The following is a 21724-nucleotide window of genomic DNA, read 5'->3' on the forward strand; positions in this document are numbered from 1 at the left end:
AGAGTGCCGGTCCTGAACGCTTCCGCTTCCATGCGGCAAGCGATTGCAGGCCCGGCACCGTTCAAGGGCCGCGGCAGCAGTGCCAAGGCATCGGTGGATCGGTCGGGTGCGTTTTGTCAGGGTCACAAACAAGTTGAGAGGCAGGCCGCTCCTTCGATCGGATCGATCGATCTGCCTGGCCGCGCTGACTTCCGGCCTGATCGTCCTTGCCCTCGACATCTTCAGCCCGTTCCAGGGCGCGGTGGCGGTCCTCTACACCTCGACCGTGCTCATCGCCTCCTGGTCCAATCGGCGCGCCGCGGCGCTTCTGGCCGGTATCATCTGCAGCGTGCTGGCCGTGATCGGCTTCCTCTACAGCCATTGGGATGCGCCTTCCGGATCGTCGGCCATGCGGCTGGGCGTCTCGCTCTTCGCCATCATCATGATCACGATGCTCTCGGTCCGCCATCGCTCAGCCCGCGATACGCTTGCCGAGCAGGCCCGCATGCTCGAACTGACCCACGATACGGTCGTCGTGCGCGGGCCGGACGATACGATCCAGTACTGGAACGAAGGCGCCGAACGGCTCTACGGCTGGACCCGTGCCGAAGCGCTGGGCCAGCCCGCCGCGCGCCTCCTGCAAACCCAGACCACCGGCGATCCCTCCACCGTGATCGACATGACGGGGTCCTGGTCCGGCGAGATCAGCCGCGTCCGCAAGGATGGACGGCGCATTCTTCTCGAAAGCCGCTGGCTGGCCCGCCGCGACCATCTGGGTCGCGAGACCGGCATTTTCGAGACCAGCGCGGATGTCACCGAACAACGCGCCGAAGCCGTCGCCCGGCGCCAGTCCGAAGAGCGCTATCACACGATCTTCCACGCGGCAGGATTGCCGATGCTGGAAATCGATCTGTCCGGCGCTCATGCGACGATGGAACAGACCGAGGCAGTCGATATCGAAGTGATCAACCGGGTCGCGGCCAAGGCCACCGTCCGGGACGCGAACGAAGCCGCAGTCCTGTTGTTCGGGGTTGCCGATGCGCAGGACCTGATCGGTCACTCGCTCCTGCGCTTCCATACGCCGGCTGCCGAGCAGTCTCTCGGCCGACTGCTGACCGCGCTGGCCACCGGGGAGCGCGATATCGAGGAAGAGGCGCAGTTCCTGACCGAGAGCGGCGCGCTCGTCGATGTCGTGCTGCGTCTCACACTGCTGGAGGACGATGACCCCTGGGGCCGCCTGCTGATGCTGGCGGTCAACGTCACCGAACGCAACCGCCTGCATCGCCGAATGGCGCAGGCTCAGAGCGAACTGACCGAAGTCAATCGCGCCACCACGCTCGGCCAGGTCGCGGCCTTCATCGCCCACGAGATCAACCAGCCGCTGACCGCGATCACCGCCTTCGCCAGCTCCGGCAAGCGCTGGCTGGCGCGCGAGGCGCCGGACGCGGTCGAAGTGGCGGACTGTCTGAACAAGATCGCGCTGAGCGGCGCGCGGGCCGCCGACGTCGTCGCAAGGGTCCGCCGCCTGTTCCGCAGAGGCGAATCCGAACAGACCGAACTCGACCTGCGAACCCTGATCCGCGAGACTGCGGGGCTGCTGGACCTGGAACTGCGCGAAAGCGCGGTCGCCCTTCACCTCAGCGCGGCGCCCGACCTGCCGCGGATCATCGGCGACCGCATCCTCCTGCAGCAAGTGCTGGTCAACCTGATCCTCAATGCCCGCAAAGCCATAACTCAGGCACCCGACAGCCCACGCGACCTTTGGATCGACGCATTCCTGCAGGGCGACATGGTCATGGTCGAAGTGGCGGACAGCGGAACCGGACTGCTCTGCGACCCGCAGGAAATATTCGAGCCGTTCTTCAGCAGCCGCGAGGACGGCATGGGCATCGGCCTGGCGATCAGCCGGTCCATCATCGAACAGCACGGCGGCGCCATCCAGGCCGCCAATCGCACCGAAGGAGGCGCGAGTTTCCGTTTTTCGATCCCGATCGCCGCTGAAGCGGCCTGATATCGCCATGTCCAGACATTCTCATCGCCTATTCAGGACAACGCCATTGCACCTGACAATACCTCTGAAGATCGGGAGCGCATCGTGTCCGGAGCATGTTTGATCGCCATCGTCGATGATGACCCGCTGGTTCGCGATTCCATCGACAGCCTCGTCCGCTCCGAAGGCCTCGCCACCGCCATGTTCGCCGGCGGCAACGAACTGCTCGCATTCGGCAGGGCGGATGAGATCGGCTGCGTCGTGACCGACCTCAACATGCCCGGCATGACCGGCCTGGAACTGCAGGGCGCAATCGTGAAGAAGGACTGGCGGGTGCCGATCATCTTCATGACCGCATTCCCGACACCCGAAGCCCAGGCCCAGGCGATGGCCGCCGGAGCGATGCGATTTCTCACCAAGCCGGTCGATCCGGACGAACTGCTTGACGCCATCGGTCAGGCGATCGCGCAATGAAACGGAAAATTGGGGACATGTTCATGAGCGGAAAGCCAAACGAAACCGCCTTGCATTGGGAGCCTTCGGCATGAGCGAACGCGGCAACCCGGCCGAGGACGAAGTCGGCCTGGTCATCATCCTGGATGACGACCCGCTCGTTCGCGATTCCATTGACAGCCTCCTGCGCTCGGTCGGCCTGAAGACGCTGTGCTTCGGCTCCGCGCAGGACGTACTCGATGCGAACCTGCCCGATGTCACGAGTTGCCTGATCGTGGACGTGCGCATGCCGCAGATCGGCGGCTTCGAATTCAAGACGCGCCTCACCGACCGGGGAGACGACATTCCGATCATCTTCGTGACCGGCTACGGCGATATCCCGATGAGCGTGAAGGCGATGAAGGCGGGCGCGATAGATTTCCTGCCGAAGCCCTATCGCGATCAGGATCTGCTGGACGCCGTGACCACCGCGCTGTCCCGCGACCGTGAGCGCCGCTCGGCCCGGCTCGACCTGCAAGCCGGCCAGGAACTCTACGACCGGCTGACGCCGCGAGAAAAGGAAGTCATGGCCGGGGTGTGCCGGGGCCTGCTCAACAAGCAGGTCGCGGGCGAACTGGGCATCACCGAAATCACCGTCAAGCTGCACCGCTCCAGCCTGATGAAGAAACTGGGCGCGAAGACTTTCGCGGAACTGATCCGGATCAACGATTTCCTGGTCCGCCAGAAGGCCTGAGTTCGCCGCTTCCGAACGGTAAATCACTGAACCTATACCTAAGTTTGCCTTCGCTGCATCGCATCACGCCGGTATGATTGCTGCAGGCAGGTAACGCTTCTTGCCTGCAATATGTCCACCCGCAGCAGCCCAAGAGCCTATGTACGACGAAGCATGGCTGGCCCGCCTTCAGCCCGATAGCGCATTCTCCGATGGGACGGGCCGGCAGCGGCTCGTCGATCTCCGATCCGGCAAGGCGTGGCTGTCGTTGGCGGCGCGCTGGTCGGCCCTGGAATTGGCCGGGCAGCTTGAGCGCGAGTTCGGCCTGAGCGAGCGCATGAACCGGGACATCGCGGAATTTCCCGTAGCCCTGGTCAAGACCCAGGACGGGCCGGTGCTGGTGTTCGAGGATCACGGCATCCTGCCCATCGAACGGACCGACCAGCCCCTCGCGATCGCCGCATGGCTCGATATCGCCGCAAGCGCCGCCGATGCCCTGGCCCAGATTCACAAGCACAAGATCGTCCATTGCGCGATCAACCGCGAAAATCTGCGCAGGCGCCCCGGCGGGAAGATCATCCTCGGCGGATTCGGACGGGCGATCGACGCGGAAGATCCTTTCGACCTGCCGCGTGCGGCCAGCGACATCAGCCTGCCCTATGCCTCGCCGGAACTGGCGGATCGCGCCAATCCCTCCGGGGATGTCCGCAGCGACCTCTATTCGCTAGGCGCAACGCTCTACGAACTGCTGACCGGACAGCCGCTGTTCAACGTCACCACCCCGGCGGAATGGCTGCATGCGCATGTCGCGATGCGCCCCCGCCGCCCGAGCGCGATCCGCGCGGAACTTCCGGAAGCGCTTGACGACATTCTCCTGCGCCTGCTCGCCAAGGACCCGGCGGACCGCTATCCCAGCGCCGCGGCGCTCGCCGCCGATCTTGCGGTCTGCCGCAACATGTTCGACGAGACCGGGCAGATCGTCGCGTTTCCCCTCTCCGCACAGAAGGCGGCGGGCCGGAACCGCCCTCCCCGCGTGATCGGCAGAGAAACGCAGCTGCGTGCACTGCGTGAAGCCGCACACCGCGTGGAAACGGCGGGTCATGCCGAGATCGTCGTCATCCGCGGCGCTCCCGGTGCGGGTAAGTCGAGCCTTGTCGAGCATCTTCGCACCGAGCTTTCCCGCTGGACCGGCCTTGCTGGGAAATGCGACCAGAACCAGCGCCAGACCCCCTATCTTCCGCTCACCCAGGCGATTGCCGCGGTCGTCGATCAATTTGCCCGGCACAGCACGGAACAGGCCTCGGCCATTCGCACCCGGCTGCATGATCAGCTAGACGGCAAGGGCAGGCTCATCAGCGAGCTGGTTCCCGGCTTCGCGAAAATCGTCAGCGAGCTGCCTTCGGTCCCCGACCTGCCGGCGGATCAGGCCCTGGCGCGCCTCAACGCCACGCTGGCCAAAGTCGTCGCGATCACGGTCGATCCGCCCGCGCCGACGATCCTGTTCATCGACGATATCCAGTGGGCGGACGATTCCACCTGGTCGTTCCTGCACCACCTTGCCTCCGCCCCGTTTTCCCACTTGCTCGTCGTCCTCGCGCTGCGCGACAACGAACCGCCGTCGCGGCATCTTCTGGACCTGCTGGCCGAGAATGCGCGTGGCTCCGGCACCAGGCTGACCAGCCTCGCCCTGCCCCCGCTGGAAGCGGCCGAACTTGGTCGACTGGTCGACGGCCAGCTTGGCGAGATCGCCCGCCGGGACCGTTTCGTCGCCGCGATTGCCGGTCGAACGCTGGGCAATCCCTTCTTTGCGACGCAGCTTCTCCAGGCCCTGTCCGAAGACGAGGTGCTCCGTTTCGATCCACTCACCCAGGCCTGGGACTGGGACGAGACCACCCTGGCGCAGTATCGCGGCAGCGACGATGCCGATCTCATGCAGCGACGGCTTGCCGCCTTGCCGCCGACGACGCTGGAACTGCTGCGCACTTTCGCATGGATCGGTCCCCGGTCGTGTCGAAGCCTGCTCGCACGCGCGCTCGACTGCGACCTTGCCGAAATCGACGAAACCACCGCACCGGCTTTCGCGAGCGGACTGCTGACCCGCGACAACGATCGCGTCGCCTTCGCGCACGACCGCGTCTTCGAAGCCGCCTATGCACTGACCCCGGTCAAGCAGCGCCCCGCCCATCATGCCCGCATCGCCCGTTTGCTGCTGTCCGGACAGGACGAAAGCGAAGCCGAGGCCGCTTTCGATATCGCCCACCACATCCAGCTCGCCGGTCCCGAAGCCATCGCTGCGGAAGATCGCGTGCCCTTCCTCCACGCCCTGATCGTCGCCGCCCGCCGGGCGAAAGGTGCTGCGGCCGTGGAGCAGGCGGAGCGCTACCTCGACCTTGCCGACCAGCTGATCGCACAGCGCGGCGAAATGCCGGCACCGGCCCGCGACGTGCTTCTGCTGCGCTGCGACTGCCTTGTGCTGCAAGGCCGGATGGACGCGGCATCGGCCATCGTCGATATCCTGCTGGAGCGATCCGAAAGCCCTCTCGACCGCGCCGAAGCCTATCGCCTGCGCGCCAATATCCTGACCCTGCAATCCGATTACGAAGCCGCCATTCGCGCCGGTCTGGCGGGCCTCGACGAGCTTGGCATCGTGCTCGAACGCTACCCGTCCGACGCGGAGCTGCGAAGCGCCTACGAAGCGGTCGTTCGTGCGCGGGCGGCGCGCGGCATCGGCGAACTCGTCGGCCTGCCGGTCGCCGCAGCGGTGGAAACGGAAGCGAAGATGGCGCTGCTGGCGACGTTGATCGCCTCCATCTTCGTCGATGACGGTCTCAGCTTCCTCCACGCAGCGAAGATGGCGGAACTGTCGCTGACCGAGGGAATGGCGCCCTCCTCCACGCACGGCTTCGCCTGGTTCGGCGTCCTCGTCGCCCACCATTACGGTGCCTATGCCGAAGGGTACGACTATGCCCAGCTCGCCATCATGCTGAGCGAGCGCAACGGCTGGCAAGCCTCTCGTGCCGCCGCACTGGTCGCGGCCGACCAGGTCAGCGCCTGGACGAAGCCGATGGACTATGCGCTCTCGCTGGCCACCGAGGCACGGCGGCAGGCGCTGGCCCACGGCGACGCCGCCTATGCCTGCTATGCCAGCAACCATATCGTCTCCGACCTGCTCGTGATGGGCCGGCCGATTGCGAAAGTGATCGAGGAGGCGCAGAACGGGCTCGCGCTGGCCAGGCGCCTGGGCTTCCGCGACATCGTCCGGCTGATCTCCGCGCAGATCCTGTTCGCCGATCGTCTGGAGAACGGTCACGTCTCCCTGTACGCGCCGCTCGGTGAAGCGGAGACGAATTTCCACGAACGCGGCGATGCTGATACCTCGCAGACCACGCTGTTCTTCGAGTGCCTCTACGCCGGTATGGCCGCGTTCCATTATGGCGACCTCAAGGCCGCGCAGGCCTATCTCGACCATGCCGACGTTCTGGCCTGGGCCGTCCCGGCCCATATCAACCTTGCCGACCTGCACCTCTACCGCACCCTGACGATCCTGACGCTGGGCGCCGGTCACCCCCTAGACCCCGTGCTTGCCGAACAGGTCGCAGGCAGCCGCAAACGGTTCGACGAACTGGCGGCGCTGAACCCGGCGACGTTCCTGGGGCGTCATCTGCTGCTTGCCGCCGAGGCGGCACGCCACGGCGGCGCGGATCTGGAAGCGCTGCGTCTCTACGAGCAGGCCGCCGCCGCCTGTTCCGAAAATGAGCGCGTCCACGAACTCGGCATGATTCACGAGCGCGCAGCCGAACTGGCCCGCCGGTGCGGCCTGGAATCCGCCGCGCTGCATTTTGCGCGATCGGCCAGGAACGCCTTCATCCGCTGGGGCGCGAGCGGCCTCGCCGCTCGGCTGGAACAGACCTATCCGATGCTCGCGCTGGACCGCGAGCAGGAGGCCCGGATCGGCACGATCGAGCAACACCAGCTCGACGCAGCCGTTGCGCTGGAGGCGGCCAAGGCGCTTTCCGGTGAAATCCAGCTCGATCAGGTGATCGAGAAGCTCATGCGCGCGATGATCGTCCACGCCGGGGCACGCCGCGGCGTCCTGCTTACCACGCGCGACGACGTGCTTCTGATCGAAGCCACGGGTTCGGTGATCGGCGACGATGTGGTGGTCGATGTCCAGACCCGCGTCGCACGGGACGACATCGTGCCGATCGCCCTCATTCGCAAGGCGGTGGAGGAACAGGCGCCGCAGATCGTCCAGGACGCGACGCAGGACCTAGCTTTCGCGCCCCTGCATTTCAGCACCCGTGCGATGATGGCCCTGCCGCTGGTCAAGCAGAGCCGGCTGACTGCCGTGCTCTATCTCGAAAACGAGCTGACCGCCCACGTCTTCAACCGGCAGCGGATCGCCATGCTCGACATGCTTGCGCCGCAGGCCGCCAATGCCCTCGATGCCGCGCGCGCCTATGCCGAGCTGGTGGTGGAGCACAAGCGGCGCATGGAATCCGATTCCGCGCTGCAGAATGCCCGCGCCGACCTCGCGCGCAATTCGCGCCTCATCACGATGGGCAGCCTTGCCGCCTCGATCGCCCACGAGATCAACAACCCCCTCGCCGGGGTCTGCGGACAGGCGAGTGCCGGGGTGCGCTGGCTGTCCCGCAGCGAGCCGAACGTGGACGAGGCGATCAAGTGCCTGAACGCCGCGCGCAGCGGCGCCGAGCGGGCGGTAGAGATCGTCCGCGAACTTCGCGCCCTGGCCAAGCAGGCCCCCGCAAGGATCGAAGTGATCGACCTAAGCGGCCTGATCCGCACCGTGCTGGCGCTGACCGGCGCCGAGATCGAACTCAGGCAGGTCAGCCCGCTGGTCGCGCTGGAGGACTGTTCGATCAGCGGCAACGGCGTGCAGCTTCAGCAAGTCATCGTCAATCTCGTCAGCAATGCGCTGGATGCCATGAGCCAGATTGCCGCGCCTGAGGGCGGCCACCGGCTGACGATCCGCTCCCGCGTCGCCGAAGGGGCCGTCGCCGTCAGCGTCGAGGATACCGGTTCAGGCATTTCGGACGAGGCGATCTCGCGCATCTTCGATCCCTTCTTCACGACGAAGGAGACCGGGATGGGCATGGGGCTGGCGATCTGCCGCTCGATCATCGAGGCCCATGACGGCAAGCTGGAAGTCGAGCGCATTGCCGAAGGCGGCACCCGTTTCCAGTTCCGCCTGCCGCTTGAAGGTTGAGGGGCCGACCGGAAACGCCCCCTTTCCCTCACATCGATGCCGCAAGCGCCATCCGCATCGGTGCGGCACGGCGCAGCGCGATCCGCTCGATCGCCTTCTGGAGCTTTTCGAAGGCCCTGACCTCAATCTGGCGGACGCGTTCGCGCGATACCCCGAACACGACCGAAAGGTCTTCCAGCGTGCGTGGTTCGTCGACCAGGCGGCGCTCGGTCAGCACCTGCCGCTCGCGCTCGTTCAGTTCCTTGAGCGCCATGTCCAGCATCTCGTGGCGGACCTGCGACTCCTGCGCCGCGGCCATCTGCTCGTCGGGAAGCGGCTCGTTGTCGGTCAGCCAGTCCTGCCACTCGCTGCCGCCTTCTTCGGCGAGGGAAACGTTGAGCGAGGCATCGCCGCCGAGTGACATGCGGCGGTTCATATTGACCACTTCGACCTGCTCGACGCCCAGCTCCTCGGCGATATGGCGAACGTCCTCGGGGCGCAGATCGCCGTCCTCGAAGGCATTGAGCACGTTCTTCAACCGCCGCAGATTGAAGAACAGCTTCTTCTGCGCGCCGGTCGTACCGATCTTCACCAGGCTCCAGGACCGCAGGATGAATTCCTGCATCTGCGCCTTGATCCACCACCTGGCATAAGTCGACAGGCGGAAGCCCCGGTCCGGCTCGAATTTCTTGACCGCCCGGATGAGGCCCAGATTGCCTTCCGAAATCAGCTCGCTGACCGGCATGCCATAGCCGCGATAGCCCATCGCGATCTTGACCACGAGCCGCAAGTGCGAGGTGACCAGCCGGGCCGCCGATGTCGCATCCAGATCCTCGGCATAGCGCTTGGCGAGCGAATATTCCTGATCCGGCTGAAGCATCGGAAAGCGGCGAATCTGGGAAACGTAGCGGCCCAAGCCGTCGTCGCTCGTCAGGCTGGGAACCATCAGGGAAGAAGTTGCCTCGGTCATCGTCTAATCCCGCGAAAAGAGTTCAACGCGAAGATGCGGGCGGCGGCAGTTGCACCGCGCAGCGCGCATCCCGGGCAATGACACGTCGATGGACACGCCGTTTTGCCTGAAGCGACTTTTACGGAAACGAGGGCGGCAAGGCAGACATACATTGGCATGCGCCCCCCTGTACCGCCGGTTTAGGACGAGCGAGGAGGGCCCCTTATAACGGGTTATATCGTTTATTTTCAGTTATTTGACACCACATACCTCAGGATACCTGCCGCCACCGGCACCGCCCGCACATATCGTGTTCTCCTCAAGACGAGGGGCTTTTCCAAGGAGGTTTACCCATGTTCAAAATGCGTAACGGCGCGCTCGCTGCCATTCTGACCGCCACGATGGTCGTCTCGGTGCCCGCGATGGCCAAATCGAAAGCGTCGATCAACCGCACGGAAGACAAGCTCGTTGCCGCCGGCTTCGTCTCGAAGCCTGCCAACACGCCGCAGCGCGTGGCGATGCTGACCCGCCTGCCCGCCAACAAGTTCTTCAAGCGCGTGAACGGCGACAAGGTCTCCTACGTCTATGCCGATCCGAAGAACTGCAACTGCCTGCTGGTCGGCACCGAGAAGGCCTACGGCACCTATCGCGCCACGCAGGAAGCCGCACGCATCGCTTCCGATCAGCTCGCGGCCTCGCAGAACTACGCCGATCCCGCCTGGGACTGGGGTGCATGGGGCCCGTGGGGCGGCTATTGGGGCGGCTACGGCTTCGGCCCGCATCGCGGCTGGTAATGGTCGACGGGCTGCCGGATCGCGGCAGCCCTTCCCACTCGGAGCGCACGAAAGCGGGTCCAGCCCCTTTCGTGCGATTTCCCGATTCTACGCGCCGCCGGGAAGCGGCGCATCCGCATCGACAAGCCCCGCCTCGCGCAAGTCGCGCCAGAATGCGTCAGGCACCGTTTCCTCGAAAGCGGCCCTGTCCTCGGCAATGCGGGCGGGACGGCTCGCGCCGGGAATGACCGCCGCCACGGCAGGATTGGCCAGCGAGAAGTGGATTCCCGCCGCCTTCATCGACACCCCGTGACGATCTGCGATCGCCTTGATCGCCGCTACCTTGGCGAGAATCTCCGCACTTGCCGGCGCATATTCGAAGTTCGGCCCGCCCACCAGCGCCCCCGAACTGTAGGGACCGCCGACCACGATGCCCAGACCGCGTTCGGCTACCCTGGGCATGACCCGTTGCAGCGCCCGGCCATGGTCGAGCAGGGTATAGCGCCCGGCCAGCAGGAAGGCATCGGGACGCGGTTCCTGAAGGTCGAGCAGAAGCTCGATCGGCTCCACCTTGTTGACGCCCAGCCCCCAGGCCTTGATGACGCCCTCGTCGCGCAGGCGGTCCAGCGCCCGGAAGGCGCCGAGCCGGGCTTCCTCGAACTTGCCCAGCCAGGCATCGCCCCAGAAGTCCTGCGCCAGATCGTGGACGAAGGCGACTTCGATATGATCGGTGCGCAGCCGCTTCAGGCTGTCCTCGATCGAGCGCAGCGTCGCATCGTAGCCGTAGTCGTTGACCACCTTGTTGGGGCGGCCATGGGCGAAGACCTCGCCCTTCTCGCCGTTGTCGCGCAGCGAGACGTCCTCTATCTCGTCGAGGATCACCCGGCCGACCTTGGTGCTGATGACGTATTCGCCGCGCGGCTTGCCCGCCAGCGCCTCGCCCATGCGGATTTCGGCGAGCCCCGCCCCATAGAACGGCGCATTGTCGAAGTAGCGGATGCCGTCGTTCCACGCCGCTTCCACGGTCGCCAGCGCTTCCTCCTCGGGAATCGCGCGGAACATGTTGCCCAGCGGGGCCGAACCGAAGCCGAGCTTGCCCGGCAGGATGTCCTTGATTGCCATCGTCAGAGTTCTCCGATACCGACAGCCCGGAAGAGCGTTCGCCCAGCGAACGGGCTTGGGGCCGTCACGGACACTCCTGTTATGACGGCCGGTCCAGCCCGGCAAGCCGCGAGCGCGCCCAGTCGACGATCCCGCGTTCGGTCATCGCGCCGAACTGGCGCCCCAGTTCGCGTCCCTGGTAAATGAGCACGATCGTCGGAAGCGAACGGATCGCATAGCGACCGGCCAGTGCGACCTCCGCCTCGGTATCGAGCTTGCCCAGCCGCATCTGCGGTTCGAGTTTCGCCGCGGCTGCGGAAAAGGCAGGCGCCATCATGCGGCAGGGGCCGCACCATCCCGCCCAGAAATCCACGAGCAACGGAATGCCCGCGCGGGCGGCATGGGCATCGAACGTGGCGCCGGTAAGCGTCACCGGCTCCCCTGCGAAAAGCGCCTTGCCGCAGCGCCCGCACTTTCCGCCCGCGGCCAGCTTCCCGTTCGGCACGCGGTTGGAAGTCGTGCAGTGCGGGCAGACGATCAGCGTCGTGGCGGCAGGTTCGGTCGTCATCGGCAGGCTCCAGGGCAGGCATCGACAGATCGGGAGCGATCCGCCGCAAAGCCTGCCCTGCGGCGAAGGGTGGGCCAATGGCAAGCACCATCGGCATGCGCCCCGATCACGAGTTCATTCAGCGCGGAAAGTTGGTCTTTGCCAGTTCGATGATCTCGTCCATCCGGCCGTTCATCACTGCCTTCAGCATATAGAGCGTGAAGCCCTTGGCCATTTCCAGGTTGATCTTCGGCGGGATCGGAAGTTCGGTCCGCGCGACCACCGCATCGACCAGCACCGGGCCATCATGCGCGAAAGCCTCCTGGATAGCCCGGTCGACATCGCCCGGATCTTCGACGCGGATGCCCTTGATGCCGATCGCCTCGGCAAGGGCGGCGAAGTTCGGGTTGTCGAGTTCGGTTCCGAACGGCAGGAAGCCGGTGGATTTCTGCTCGACTTCGACGAAGCCCAGCGTCCCGTTATTGAAGACGACGATCTTGGCGGGGAGCTTGTACTGCCGCAGGGTGAGCAGATCGCCCATCAGCATGGCCAGCCCGCCGTCGCCCGAAAGCGAAACCACCTGCCGTTCCGGGAACGAGGTCTGCGCGCCGATGGCCATGGGCATCGCATTGGCCATCGAGCCGTGCCACAGCGAGCCGATCAGGCGGCGCTCGCCGTTCATCTTCAGATAGCGCGCGGCCCAGACGGTCGGCAGGCCGACGTCGAACGTGAAGATCGCATCCTCGTCCGCATGGTCGCTGATCGCCTTGGCGACCTGCTGCGGATGGATCGGGCCTTTGCCCGCACGGCCGACGGCAAGATCGTCGAGGTCCTTGCGGGTGCTGCGATAGTGATCGAGCGCGATGTCGAGGTGGGTGCTGTCCGAACGCTCGTCGAGACGCGGCAGCAGCGCCCGCACGGTCGCACCGACATCGCCGACCACGCCGAGATCGAGCGGCGCCCGGCGGCCAAGCTGTCCAGGGCGGATATCGACTTGCGCTATCCGCACACCGGCACCGTTGGGGTAGAACTGGCGATAGGGAAAATCGGTGCCGAGCATCAGCAGGATGTCGGTATCGGTCATGGCGTAATAGCCCGAGGAAAAGCCGATCAGTCCGGTCATGCCGACATCGTAGGGGTTGTCGTACTCGACATATTCCTTGCCCTTGAGCGCATGGACCACGGGCGCGCGCAGCTTTTCGGCGAGGGCCACGACTTCCGCATGGGCCTCGGCGCAGCCGGAGCCGCAGAACAGCGTCACCCGGCTGCCGTCATTCAACATCGCGGCCAGCGCATCCAGGTCCTCCTCGGACGGCGTGACCACCGGTTGGCGCGGCACCAGCCCGGAAGGAAGCGAGCTGAGGTCGGTAACCGCAGGCTTGAGCGCGATGTCGCCGGGAATGGCGATCACGGAAACGCCGCGTTCGCCGATCGCGGTGCGAATGGCGATCTCCACGCTGCGCGGCATCTGCGAGGGGTCGGAAATCAACTCGCAGTAATGGCTGCACTCGCGGAAGATTTCCTGCGGATGGGTCTCCTGGAAATAGCCGGAGCCGATTTCGGGAGAGGGAATCTGCGCCGCGATCGCCAGGACCGGCACGCGCGAGCGATGGCAGTCGAACAGGCCGTTGATGAGGTGGAGATTGCCCGGTCCGCAGCTTCCCGCGCAGACCGCGATGCTGCCCGTCAGATGGGCCTCGGCCCCGGCCGCGAAAGCGGCGACTTCCTCGTGCCGGACGTGAATCCACTCGATCGTGCCGCGCTTGCGGATCGCATCAGTCAGGCCGTTCAGACTGTCGCCGACAACGCCGAAGATGCGCCGCACGCCGGCGGCTTCCAGGATATCGATAAACTGCTCGGCAACGTTCTCGGCCATCGTTCGTCTCGCTTGTCGTCGCGCCTCGGGGCGCAGGGAAGTTCGCGGCGTATGGGCAGGTAAACGAAGGAAGGGCCGCGTAGGTTCGCGCCCTTCCTTGCCGTTTTTTATCAGAACCGGACGCCGACGCCGCCGAGGATCTGATTGCGCGAGTAGCTGCCCGAATAGTTCGAGTAGCGATATTCGCCGGTTAGGTAGAGGTTGGGGGTCACGGCATATTCGCCGCCGACACCAGCACGCACGCCCGAACGGTCGTCACGGTGATTGCCGTCCTCCCGGATCGTGAACTGGGCATTGGTGTAGCCGACCTTGCCGTAAAGCAGGAAGCTGGGCGAGACGACATAGCCGATGCGGGCACCGGCATAGAGGTCGCGGTCGGCGCGCTCGGTATAGCGGGTCGTGCCGGAGCCAAACTTCTTCTTCTGGGTGGAATCGCTGATTTCGACTTCCGGGCCGATGCGGACCGGGCCGATGGCGGCATCGTATCCGGCGGTCGCGCCGTAAGTGAAGCCCGAGGCATTGTCGCCGCTGTGCTGCACGTTATCCCAGCCGCCGATCACGCCGATGCGCGGGCCGGTGAAATCACCGCTTTCCTGCGCCAGTGCCGGGGTTGCCACGGCAGCCAGAACCAGAGCCGGCACAATGACGAAACGCTTGGACATATTCATTCTCCTCATGTTGGGACCATCGGTCTGAAAGCCAGATAGGTACCGCCACGAGGCCGCGGGATTATCCCAAGGTTTGCCCTATGCCATTGTTTGGGTTTCTTAGTTCCAAGACCTGCCATCACCGACTCAACGTGTAATGAGCTAGGCACGATCACCAGCCGACTTTGGCAGTATTGGATCAAGCCCATCGTATAGTTGACGAAGGATCGAATTCGTCACGGGCACGCATGCCGCGTACGCAGCCTCGTTACGCCAGACGCAGCGGCAATGTCGCCAAAGGTTCACAATCCTGCTCTAGGCGCCGGGGGGGGCTTTTCTGAAGATTCTCATGTCCGCGCCCAACTCTGCCCCCAGAATGACTTGACGAAACGGTTGATCACGCCGCCCAGCGGGATTGGTCGCCGGTTATCGTTGCACTTCGGCGGTTCGCATCCGCGCGGCTCAACGGTCGTTCCGTCCTCAGCCTGCTTGAGAATGAACGCGATCTGTTGTTCGCTGAATCTCGACGTTTTCATCCACGGCTTCCCTTGTTCGGCGTTCGCCAAACCTAACCGAGAATTTCTCACCAAATTCGGAATAGTTTACGGGGAGCAGGTCAGACCTTGCGCTCCCATCGCCCGCTGCCTGCAGTTCGAGATCCAGAATGAGTCCTGATCCTGATCAATCGAAGCCGGCCTCATCTGATTCTTGCGCCCCATTCTCAACCGCAAGCCTCGCGGAACGAAAGGCCCGGCGATTGACCACATCCGCCGTTCCTTTTTCGCCCCCATTCCTTGGTGGCCAGTCCGCTTTTCCCTTGTCTCCAACCGAATGACCGAAAGCCGGACGATCTGCCGCGCGAGGCAACTGCCATCCGGCCTTCGAGATCGAAGATCAGATCTGCACCTGACCGCCATCGACAAAGAGTTCGACACCGTTGACGAAGCTGGCATCATCGGAGGCCAGGAACAGCACGGCCTTGGCGATCTCCTCGGGCTGGCCGATTCGGCCGATCGGGATCAGGCTGGCGAGGTAGTCCTTTGTCCCCTGCGCCTGCTCGCTGCCGCCAAAGAGATGATCGAGACCGGCAGTTTCCGTGACGCCGGGGCTGATGGCGTTCACGCGAATGTGTCGATCCTTGAGATCGAGGATCCAGTTGCGGGCGAAGTTGCGCACTGCCGCCTTGGTCGCGGAATAGACGCTGAAGGCAGGCGTGCCCGAGATGCTGGTGGTCGAACTTGTGAGGATGATCGAAGCCCCGTCCTTCAAGAGTGGCAGCGCCTTCTGGACGGTGAAGAGTACGCCCTTCACATTGGTGTCGAAGGTGCTCTGATAATGCTCCTCGGTGATCGAACCGAGCGGGAGCATCTCGCCGCCGCCCGCATTGGCGAACACGACGTCGATCTGTGCATGCTTCTGTTGGACGGCATCATAAAGCCGGTCGATGTCGACCAGATTGGCCATGTCGCCCTGCACACCGGTGATGCGGCCGCCGATGGCCTTTACGGCAGCATCCAGCGCCTCCTGCCGCCGCCCGGTGATGAAGACCGAGGCGCCCGCTTCCGCGAAAGCCTTTGCCGTCGCCAGCCCGATACCGCTCGTGCCGCCGGTCACGACCACCACCTTGTTGTTGAATTTGTTCGTCATCGTCTGTCTCCTTCATGTTTCAGCGAAGCGCCGTTGCCCTTAAGAGATGCTCCTAGAACGATGATGCGTGTAGTCAGCATATGTGGCACTTAGCGTTCCACTGGAGGAACGCTGATGCGGATCGATCTGAATGACTATGCCTATTTTGCCGAAGTGGTGGCGCATGGCGGCTTTGCGGCGGCGGGACGCGCTCTGCGGGAGCCGAAGTCCAAGCTGAGCCGCCGCATCGCAGGGCTGGAGGAACGCCTCGGCCTGCGCCTGATCGAGCGGTCGAGCAGGCGTTTCCGCGTAACGGATACGGGACTCGCCTTCTACGAACGATGCCGGGCCATATTGGCCGAGGCGGAGCAAGCGGAAGCATTGGTCCTGCAGGCGCAGGCGGAACCCCACGGCCGCATCCGCTTCAGTTGCCCCACCGGCATGATCGAGCCCATAACGGGCCTGATATCCTCTTTCCTCACCCGCTATCCCAAGGTGCGTTTGCAGCTTGTGGCAACGGACCGCGCAGTAGACCTGATCGAGGAGCGGATCGATGTCGCCCTGCGGGTACGCGCAGCGTTGACCAGCGATGCTGCCCTCACCATGCGGTCGCTCGGCCGATCAACCCGTATCCTCGTGGCCTGCCCTCAACTGGCAAGCCAGGTTGCGGAAGTGGCCCAACTCGCGACACTTCCGACACTGGCGACCCATGACGCCGCAGACGATCTCGAATGGCATCTGGAGACGGGGGACGGCAGCAAGCATGTGATGCGGGTCGAGCCTCGCATGGGCTGCACCGACATGGCCGCAGTGCGCAACGCGGCCATTGACGGACTCGGCATCGCTATCCTGCCCGACCATGTCTGCCGGGACGCACTACTCGCCGGCAAGCTTGTCCATGTGCTGCCTGCCTGGCGCGGGCTTCAGGGAATCGTGCATCTGGTCTTCACGACGCGCCGGGGATTGCCTCCCGCCGTGCGCGCTTTGATCGATCATCTCGCGGCAGGATTTCCCCGTGAAGTCGTCGCGCCGACACCTCAGGATTAAGTTAGGACGAACTCAGGGGGCCATCGCCCACCCGCCCGAGAGGCCTGACACCAATCGGCGCCCTGAGCCAATTGTCCTCGATCAATTCAGTTCGTCATCCTTCAGATCGTCTCCGTCAACCTTCGCTTCCTACAAACAGAAGTTCTGGATCAGAATTCAACATCCTTGGAAATCCTTCTTGTGAACATGAACTAACATAACCGCAAATGGCCGTTTGCATGTAAAGCAGCCACAGAGCACAAATTGATGGCGCTGTGCACGGAAGATGCCGGGACACGCGCGCAGAAAGCTGGCGACGATCACGGCCGTCTGGCGTCGCTCCATCAAGTGAACTGGTCTTATAGCCCGCAGCGTTGCGCAAACAGCACAGCTATTAGCCATATTGCGGACCATGTTGCCAATAATTCGCAATAGCGCTATCGGCGCCCTTTATTGAGATTTAGTCGCAAAAAGGGGTGCATATGATTTCCACTCGTTCGATCACGCTATGCGGGGTTGCCGTTTGCGCCGTGATGACGGCTACCGCCCATGCAGAGGAAGCAGCTCCCGAAAATTCGGGCGCGGTGGCGGACGGTGACGAAATCATCGTTACGGGAGCCATTTCGGGCACCAAGACCGAAACACCACTCATTCAGGTTCCGCAGCCCCTTACCGTCATCACCTCGGAACAGTACCTTTCACAGGGTGCGATCAGCATCAGCGATACCGTGAAGTACGCTGCCGGCGTGCTCGCAAACGCCTATGGCCGCGACACCCGCGTCGATGGCTTCCGGGTGCGGGGAATCAACGCTCTGCAGTTCCGAGACGGCATGCGCGACGTCTTCTCGTACTATGCCAGCATCACCTCGGACCCCTACAACTTCGAGCGCGTCGAGATCGTGCGCGGCCCTGCTTCGGTGTTGTTCGGGCAGGGTTCGATCGGCGGCATCGTCAACCTCGTTTCCAAGACCCCGGACTTCCAGACGCGCGGCGAATTCAATGTCGTGTACGGCAGCTACGACCGCAAGGAAGCGATGGGCGACGTCAATCTCGCACTGGCGGATAATCTGGCGATCCGCGCCGTCGCCCGCGTCCGTGACGCCGACACTTACGTCGATCACGTCCCCGACGATCGCGTGATGTTCGCACCCTCGATCCGCTGGCAGCCCACACCCGACACAAACGTCGTGCTGACGGGCCTCTATCAGGAGGACGACACCGGCTCGACCTCGCAGTTCCTGCCGATCGTCGGCACGTTCCGCCCCAATCCGGCCAATCCGGACGGCCGGCTCGATCCCTACACCTTTGTCGGCAAGGCAGGATGGGACCGCTATGCCGGTCGCTCCCTGCAGGGCGGCGCCGCCGTCACCCATGACTTCTCGGACAAGGTCCGCATCAGTCTCAAGGCGCGCTACATCGACAGCGACCTCGAATATAACACGCACTATGCCGACAGCTATTCCAACCCGACAAATCCCTACTCGGTCTACGGTACGGACGGACGCACCATCGGCCTGATCGCCGATGCCAGCGACGCACGGATGAACGTCTTCTCGACCGACAACAACGTCCAATTCAAATTCAACACCGGCGCCAACATCGAGCATACGCTGCTTGCCGGAATCGACTACAGCTGGAACAAGGTTGGCAAGCGCTACGCCGGTGGTTCGGAGGTCGTAGACCTCTACGACATCGATTACGACGCTCTGCTGACGTACGATCCCACAGGTCCCTTCTCCAACGAATCCCAGAAGCAACTGGGCGTCTACGTGCAGGACCAGATTCGCGCGTTCGACCGCGTCTCCGTCGTTCTGGGCGGCCGCCGTGATCGCGTGACATCTTCGTCCGGCGCCAAGGACAACGCCACCACCTTCCGTGCAGGCATCATCGGCGAATTGGGCGCGGGTTTCTCACCGTTCTTCAGCTATACCGAGAGCTTCCTTCCGCAGGCCGGTTCGATCCGGAACTCCGACGGCACTATCGGCGATCCCTACAAACCGCTGACCGGCACGCAGTATGAAGTGGGCGTCAAGTGGCAGCCCGAGCCGCGCACACTCGTCACCGTCACCGCCTTCAAGATCAAGGAGCAAAACCGCGTGCTCTATCTGGCGGGCAACGCGACCACCCAGTCGGGTGTACTGAACACCAAGGGCATCGAAGTGGAGGCGAACCACACGCTGCCTGGCAACTTCGAGTTGCTGCTCAACTACGGCTATAACAAGCTCAAGTCGGAAACCGACACCAACCTCGATTACATGCCGCGCCATGTCGCCTCGGCTTGGACGACGAAAACCTTCGGCATGCCGGGCGAGGCAAAGCTGCGTCTTGGCGCCGGCGTTACCTATAACGGCAAGAGCCGCTCGACCAGCGCGATCTGGTCCATCGTCACGCCTTCGCGCACGAACGTCGATGCTCTGGCAGAAGTCACCTGGGAAAACTGGCGCTTCTCGGTCAACGCGACGAACCTGCTCAACGAGATTCAGTACGCCTCCTGCCTGGCCCGCGGCGACTGCTTTGTGGCGGCTCCCCGTAACGTGATGGGATCGATCGGCTACCGTTTCTGAACCTGCTTCGATTGCCACAGTGCACTGTAGCAGCGCACTGTGGCATCCATCGCCTCGGCGATCATACCCGAGATTGAGTAGCCCCTAGACCGTATCTTCGTGCGGTGAAGTTGGCCCCGCCCTCGGAGTAAGGAGGAAACGGGGGTTACGCCGGAAAGGCCGACGCCTATCCCCATGCTTAGGCGAGGGCGAACCATGCGCGAGTATAGCGAACTTCTTCATCGGACTCGATACATCGAAAGCGAAGATTTCGGTTGCGGTCGCGGAAAAGGAGCGGAACGGCGAAGTGCGTTTCTTTGGCGATATCTCATCCGAACCGACATCGGTCGCGTCGATGGTGGCCAAGCTGGCAAAACGCGGAGCCACTCTTCACTTCTGTTATGAGGCTGCGCACTTTGCTCATCCATGGCGCCCGAGCAGCATTGCCATCACTGGCGCGCAGTGAAACTCCGCTGGGACGTTGGCTGACAGGAATGATCGAGCGAGGAGCTCACCGCAACGCCATCGTCGTCGCACTGGCTAACAAGCTGGCGCGGATCGCTTGGGCAGCCCTTCGCAAAGAAACGAACTTCGAACGCTGCTATCCAGTAGCGGCATAAACGAATCGGCTGCGTGCTTCTGCGCGCGTAGCCCGACGATGTTTGCAGGAAGGATCGTGAAGATGGCCTGACAGTCAATCGGCGTTTGGAAAGCCCGGACAAAAAAATGGCACTTGCTGCCGGTGTCTTTATTGTGGCTCCAGTCGTGCGGATGTCCATCTTGGCCACAGGACTATCCCGTGAGACCGTATATGTTGACGCAGACTGATCAGAACACCGTAAAATCCTACTTGCAAACGGGGCGGGCCATACGTTTTTTGCGCGCCATGCCCCGACGCACGAAAAACCCATGAAATCCCGCTACCGAGACGATCAGTCCGGCTGCGGCCATCTCCACCCGCAGTTCTTCCAGCGAAATGTGCTTCCGCGCCTCCCAGACAGAGAGGACTTCCGCCGCTCGCTCCTCGATCCGGCGCGAACGCACGTCGCCGCCTTGCGGTTTGGCGGCAAAGGCGCCCGTGTCGCGCCGAAGCGCATGCCAACGGATCGCCGTCGAGGGGGCGACCCCAAATCGCGCCGCCGCCGCCCGGCAGCTCAATCCGTTATCGATCGCTGCCAAAAGCCGCGAGCGCAAATCCATCGAAAGCGGGTGAGAGGTGGCCCAGTTAGGCTGAACAGCATTTGGCCACGGATAAGTGGGTCGTCTGCGGGTTGTCGTTTTCATATGCCGGCGGTGGGTGTCATGGAAGAAGGGCGTAGCCCGACTGGAATGAGGCCCACCGCCGGCGGCCAAAGTCATGCTGCCATTGTCGTGGGCAGATTGTCAAAATAGGTTTGGTCGGGCGTTCTGGCGGCCAGGCTGGAATGTGGTCGCTTCTCATTGTAAAAGCGCAAATATCGGCCAATTCCCGCCCGCGCTTCGCTGACCGTGGCATAGGCCTTGAGATAGACTTCCTCATATTTCACCGACCGCCATAGGCGCTCGACCACGACATTGTCGCGCCAGGCGCCCCTGCCGTCCATGCTTATGGCGATCTTCTCGCGCAGCAGCACGCTGGTGAAGGCCATGCTGGTAAATTGGCTGCCCTGATCCGTGTTAAAAATTTCGGGCCTGCCGTAGCGGGCGATCGCTTCCACCAGCGCCTCGACGCAGAAGTCAGCCTCCATCGTGATCGACACGCGGTGGCTCAGGACCTTGCGGCTGAACCAGTCGACAATGGCCACTAGATAGACGAAGCCTCTGGCCATGGGGATGTAGCTAATGTCAGTTGCCCACACCTGATTGGGCCGCGTGATCGGCAATTTCCGCAGCAAATACGGATAGATCCTTGTGCCCAGGCGCGGGCTTGGATGTGTTGGGCCGGCGATAGATCGCCTCGATCGCCATCCTCTTCATCAAGGTGGCGACGTGGCAGCGGCCGATCGCGGTGCCCTCTTGGCGCAGCAGGTCGCGCAGCATCCGGCTGCCCGCAAACGGGTATTCCAGATGCAATTCATCCATACGCCGCATGATGCCCAGGTCGGTGGCAGACACGGGCGCTGGCAGGTAATACACGCTGCTCCGGCTGATCCCCAGCTCCCGAGCCTGACGCGCCACCGGCAGGCTGTGTGACCGATCGATCATCGCTTTGCGCTCGGCAACAGACCCGCTTTGCCGAGCGCGCCTGCCAAAAAATCATTCGCCAGCGTCAGTTCACCGATCTTGGCATGCAGCGTTTTGACATCGACAGTGGGCT

At 63.6% G+C, this 21724-nt stretch carries 14 protein-coding genes and 3 pseudogenes (1 of these 17 cut by a window edge); 8 read left to right on the forward strand and 9 right to left on the reverse strand.

Going from position 1 to position 21724, the window contains the following annotated elements; all coding sequences use genetic code 11:
* Positions 1–133: 133 nt before the first annotated feature.
* The 4 genes from ACZ1II_RS00185 to ACZ1II_RS00200 all read left to right on the forward strand — a co-directional run bounded on the left by ACZ1II_RS00185 (position 134) and on the right by ACZ1II_RS00200 (position 8361).
* Positions 134–1990, forward strand: a complete 1857-nt coding sequence (locus ACZ1II_RS00185; RefSeq protein ID WP_465143830.1) for a PAS domain-containing sensor histidine kinase — start codon at positions 134–136, stop codon at positions 1988–1990.
* Positions 1991–2074: 84 nt separating this feature from the next.
* Positions 2075–2443 (forward strand): response regulator transcription factor, encoded by a 369-nt coding sequence (locus ACZ1II_RS00190; protein WP_465143831.1) that lies wholly within the window; start codon positions 2075–2077, stop codon positions 2441–2443.
* Positions 2444–2513: 70 nt separating this feature from the next.
* Positions 2514–3155, forward strand: coding sequence for a response regulator transcription factor (locus ACZ1II_RS00195; RefSeq protein ID WP_465143832.1), 642 nt, complete (start codon positions 2514–2516; stop codon positions 3153–3155).
* Between the two features lie 139 nt (positions 3156–3294).
* Complete coding sequence (locus tag ACZ1II_RS00200; protein ID WP_465143833.1) at positions 3295–8361, forward strand: AAA family ATPase; 5067 nt, start codon at positions 3295–3297, stop codon at positions 8359–8361.
* Positions 8362–8389: 28 nt separating this feature from the next.
* Here ACZ1II_RS00200 and rpoH read toward each other — a convergent pair whose 3' ends face one another.
* Positions 8390–9310, reverse strand: a complete 921-nt coding sequence (gene rpoH, locus ACZ1II_RS00205; RefSeq protein ID WP_465143834.1) for an RNA polymerase sigma factor RpoH — start codon at positions 9308–9310, stop codon at positions 8390–8392.
* Between the two features lie 332 nt (positions 9311–9642).
* Between rpoH and ACZ1II_RS00210 the strand changes: the two genes are divergently transcribed.
* Positions 9643–10083, forward strand: coding sequence for a hypothetical protein (locus ACZ1II_RS00210; RefSeq protein WP_222614053.1), 441 nt, complete (start codon positions 9643–9645; stop codon positions 10081–10083).
* Between the two features lie 87 nt (positions 10084–10170).
* Here the strand turns inward: ACZ1II_RS00210 and ACZ1II_RS00215 are convergent, their stop codons facing one another.
* The 6 genes from ACZ1II_RS00215 to ACZ1II_RS00240 form a co-directional block, all read right to left on the reverse strand.
* Positions 10171–11184, reverse strand: a complete 1014-nt coding sequence (locus ACZ1II_RS00215; protein WP_465143835.1) for an aldo/keto reductase — start codon at positions 11182–11184, stop codon at positions 10171–10173.
* Positions 11185–11263: 79 nt separating this feature from the next.
* The gene (gene trxC, locus ACZ1II_RS00220; RefSeq protein WP_465143836.1) at positions 11264–11731 is read right to left on the reverse strand and encodes a thioredoxin TrxC; all 468 of its coding nucleotides are present in this window, start codon (positions 11729–11731) and stop codon (positions 11264–11266) included.
* Between the two features lie 118 nt (positions 11732–11849).
* Entirely contained in the window at positions 11850–13586 is a 1737-nt protein-coding gene (poxB, locus tag ACZ1II_RS00225) for a ubiquinone-dependent pyruvate dehydrogenase (RefSeq protein WP_465143837.1), read from the reverse strand.
* Between the two features lie 110 nt (positions 13587–13696).
* Positions 13697–14248, reverse strand: coding sequence for a porin family protein (locus tag ACZ1II_RS00230; protein WP_465143838.1), 552 nt, complete (start codon positions 14246–14248; stop codon positions 13697–13699).
* Between the two features lie 332 nt (positions 14249–14580).
* Positions 14581–14799: a hypothetical protein gene (locus tag ACZ1II_RS00235; protein WP_465143839.1), complete on the reverse strand. Its 219-nt coding sequence runs from the start codon at positions 14797–14799 to the stop codon at positions 14581–14583.
* Positions 14800–15127: 328 nt separating this feature from the next.
* Positions 15128–15880, reverse strand: coding sequence for an SDR family NAD(P)-dependent oxidoreductase (locus ACZ1II_RS00240; RefSeq protein WP_465143840.1), 753 nt, complete (start codon positions 15878–15880; stop codon positions 15128–15130).
* Between the two features lie 114 nt (positions 15881–15994).
* Between ACZ1II_RS00240 and ACZ1II_RS00245 the strand changes: the two genes are divergently transcribed.
* From ACZ1II_RS00245 to ACZ1II_RS00255, 3 genes and pseudogenes are all read left to right on the forward strand, one after another.
* Positions 15995–16906: a LysR family transcriptional regulator gene (locus ACZ1II_RS00245; protein ID WP_465143841.1), complete on the forward strand. Its 912-nt coding sequence runs from the start codon at positions 15995–15997 to the stop codon at positions 16904–16906.
* 461 nt (positions 16907–17367) lie between these two features.
* Complete coding sequence (locus ACZ1II_RS00250) at positions 17368–19449, forward strand: TonB-dependent siderophore receptor (protein WP_465143842.1); 2082 nt, start codon at positions 17368–17370, stop codon at positions 19447–19449.
* Between the two features lie 386 nt (positions 19450–19835).
* A pseudogene (locus ACZ1II_RS00255) lies at positions 19836–20048 on the forward strand (IS110 family transposase); the annotation flags it as partial.
* A gap of 235 nt (positions 20049–20283) precedes the next feature.
* Here ACZ1II_RS00255 and ACZ1II_RS00260 read toward each other — a convergent pair.
* Both ACZ1II_RS00260 and ACZ1II_RS00265 read right to left on the reverse strand, forming a co-directional pair.
* Positions 20284–20628: pseudogene (locus ACZ1II_RS00260) on the reverse strand (transposase); the annotation flags it as partial.
* A gap of 155 nt (positions 20629–20783) precedes the next feature.
* Positions 20784–21724 (reverse strand): annotated as a pseudogene (locus tag ACZ1II_RS00265) (IS3 family transposase) (it continues 199 nt past the right edge of the window).

The organism is Novosphingobium sp. BL-S-20 (genome assembly GCF_055521635.1).

Coding starts and splice junctions, on each gene's coding strand:
- ACZ1II_RS00195 (WP_465143832.1), top strand. CDS start 2,514: ATGAGCGAACGCGGCAACCCGGCCGAGGACGAAGTCGGCCTGGTCATC.
- ACZ1II_RS00200 (WP_465143833.1), top strand. CDS start 3,295: ATGTACGACGAAGCATGGCTGGCCCGCCTTCAGCCCGATAGCGCATTC.
- rpoH (WP_465143834.1), bottom strand. CDS start 9,310: ATGACCGAGGCAACTTCTTCCCTGATGGTTCCCAGCCTGACGAGCGAC.
- ACZ1II_RS00210 (WP_222614053.1), top strand. CDS start 9,643: ATGTTCAAAATGCGTAACGGCGCGCTCGCTGCCATTCTGACCGCCACG.
- ACZ1II_RS00215 (WP_465143835.1), bottom strand. CDS start 11,184: ATGGCAATCAAGGACATCCTGCCGGGCAAGCTCGGCTTCGGTTCGGCC.
- trxC (WP_465143836.1), bottom strand. CDS start 11,731: ATGACGACCGAACCTGCCGCCACGACGCTGATCGTCTGCCCGCACTGC.
- poxB (WP_465143837.1), bottom strand. CDS start 13,586: ATGGCCGAGAACGTTGCCGAGCAGTTTATCGATATCCTGGAAGCCGCC.
- ACZ1II_RS00230 (WP_465143838.1), bottom strand. CDS start 14,248: ATGTCCAAGCGTTTCGTCATTGTGCCGGCTCTGGTTCTGGCTGCCGTG.
- ACZ1II_RS00240 (WP_465143840.1), bottom strand. CDS start 15,880: ATGACGAACAAATTCAACAACAAGGTGGTGGTCGTGACCGGCGGCACG.
- ACZ1II_RS00245 (WP_465143841.1), top strand. CDS start 15,995: ATGCGGATCGATCTGAATGACTATGCCTATTTTGCCGAAGTGGTGGCG.
- ACZ1II_RS00250 (WP_465143842.1), top strand. CDS start 17,368: ATGATTTCCACTCGTTCGATCACGCTATGCGGGGTTGCCGTTTGCGCC.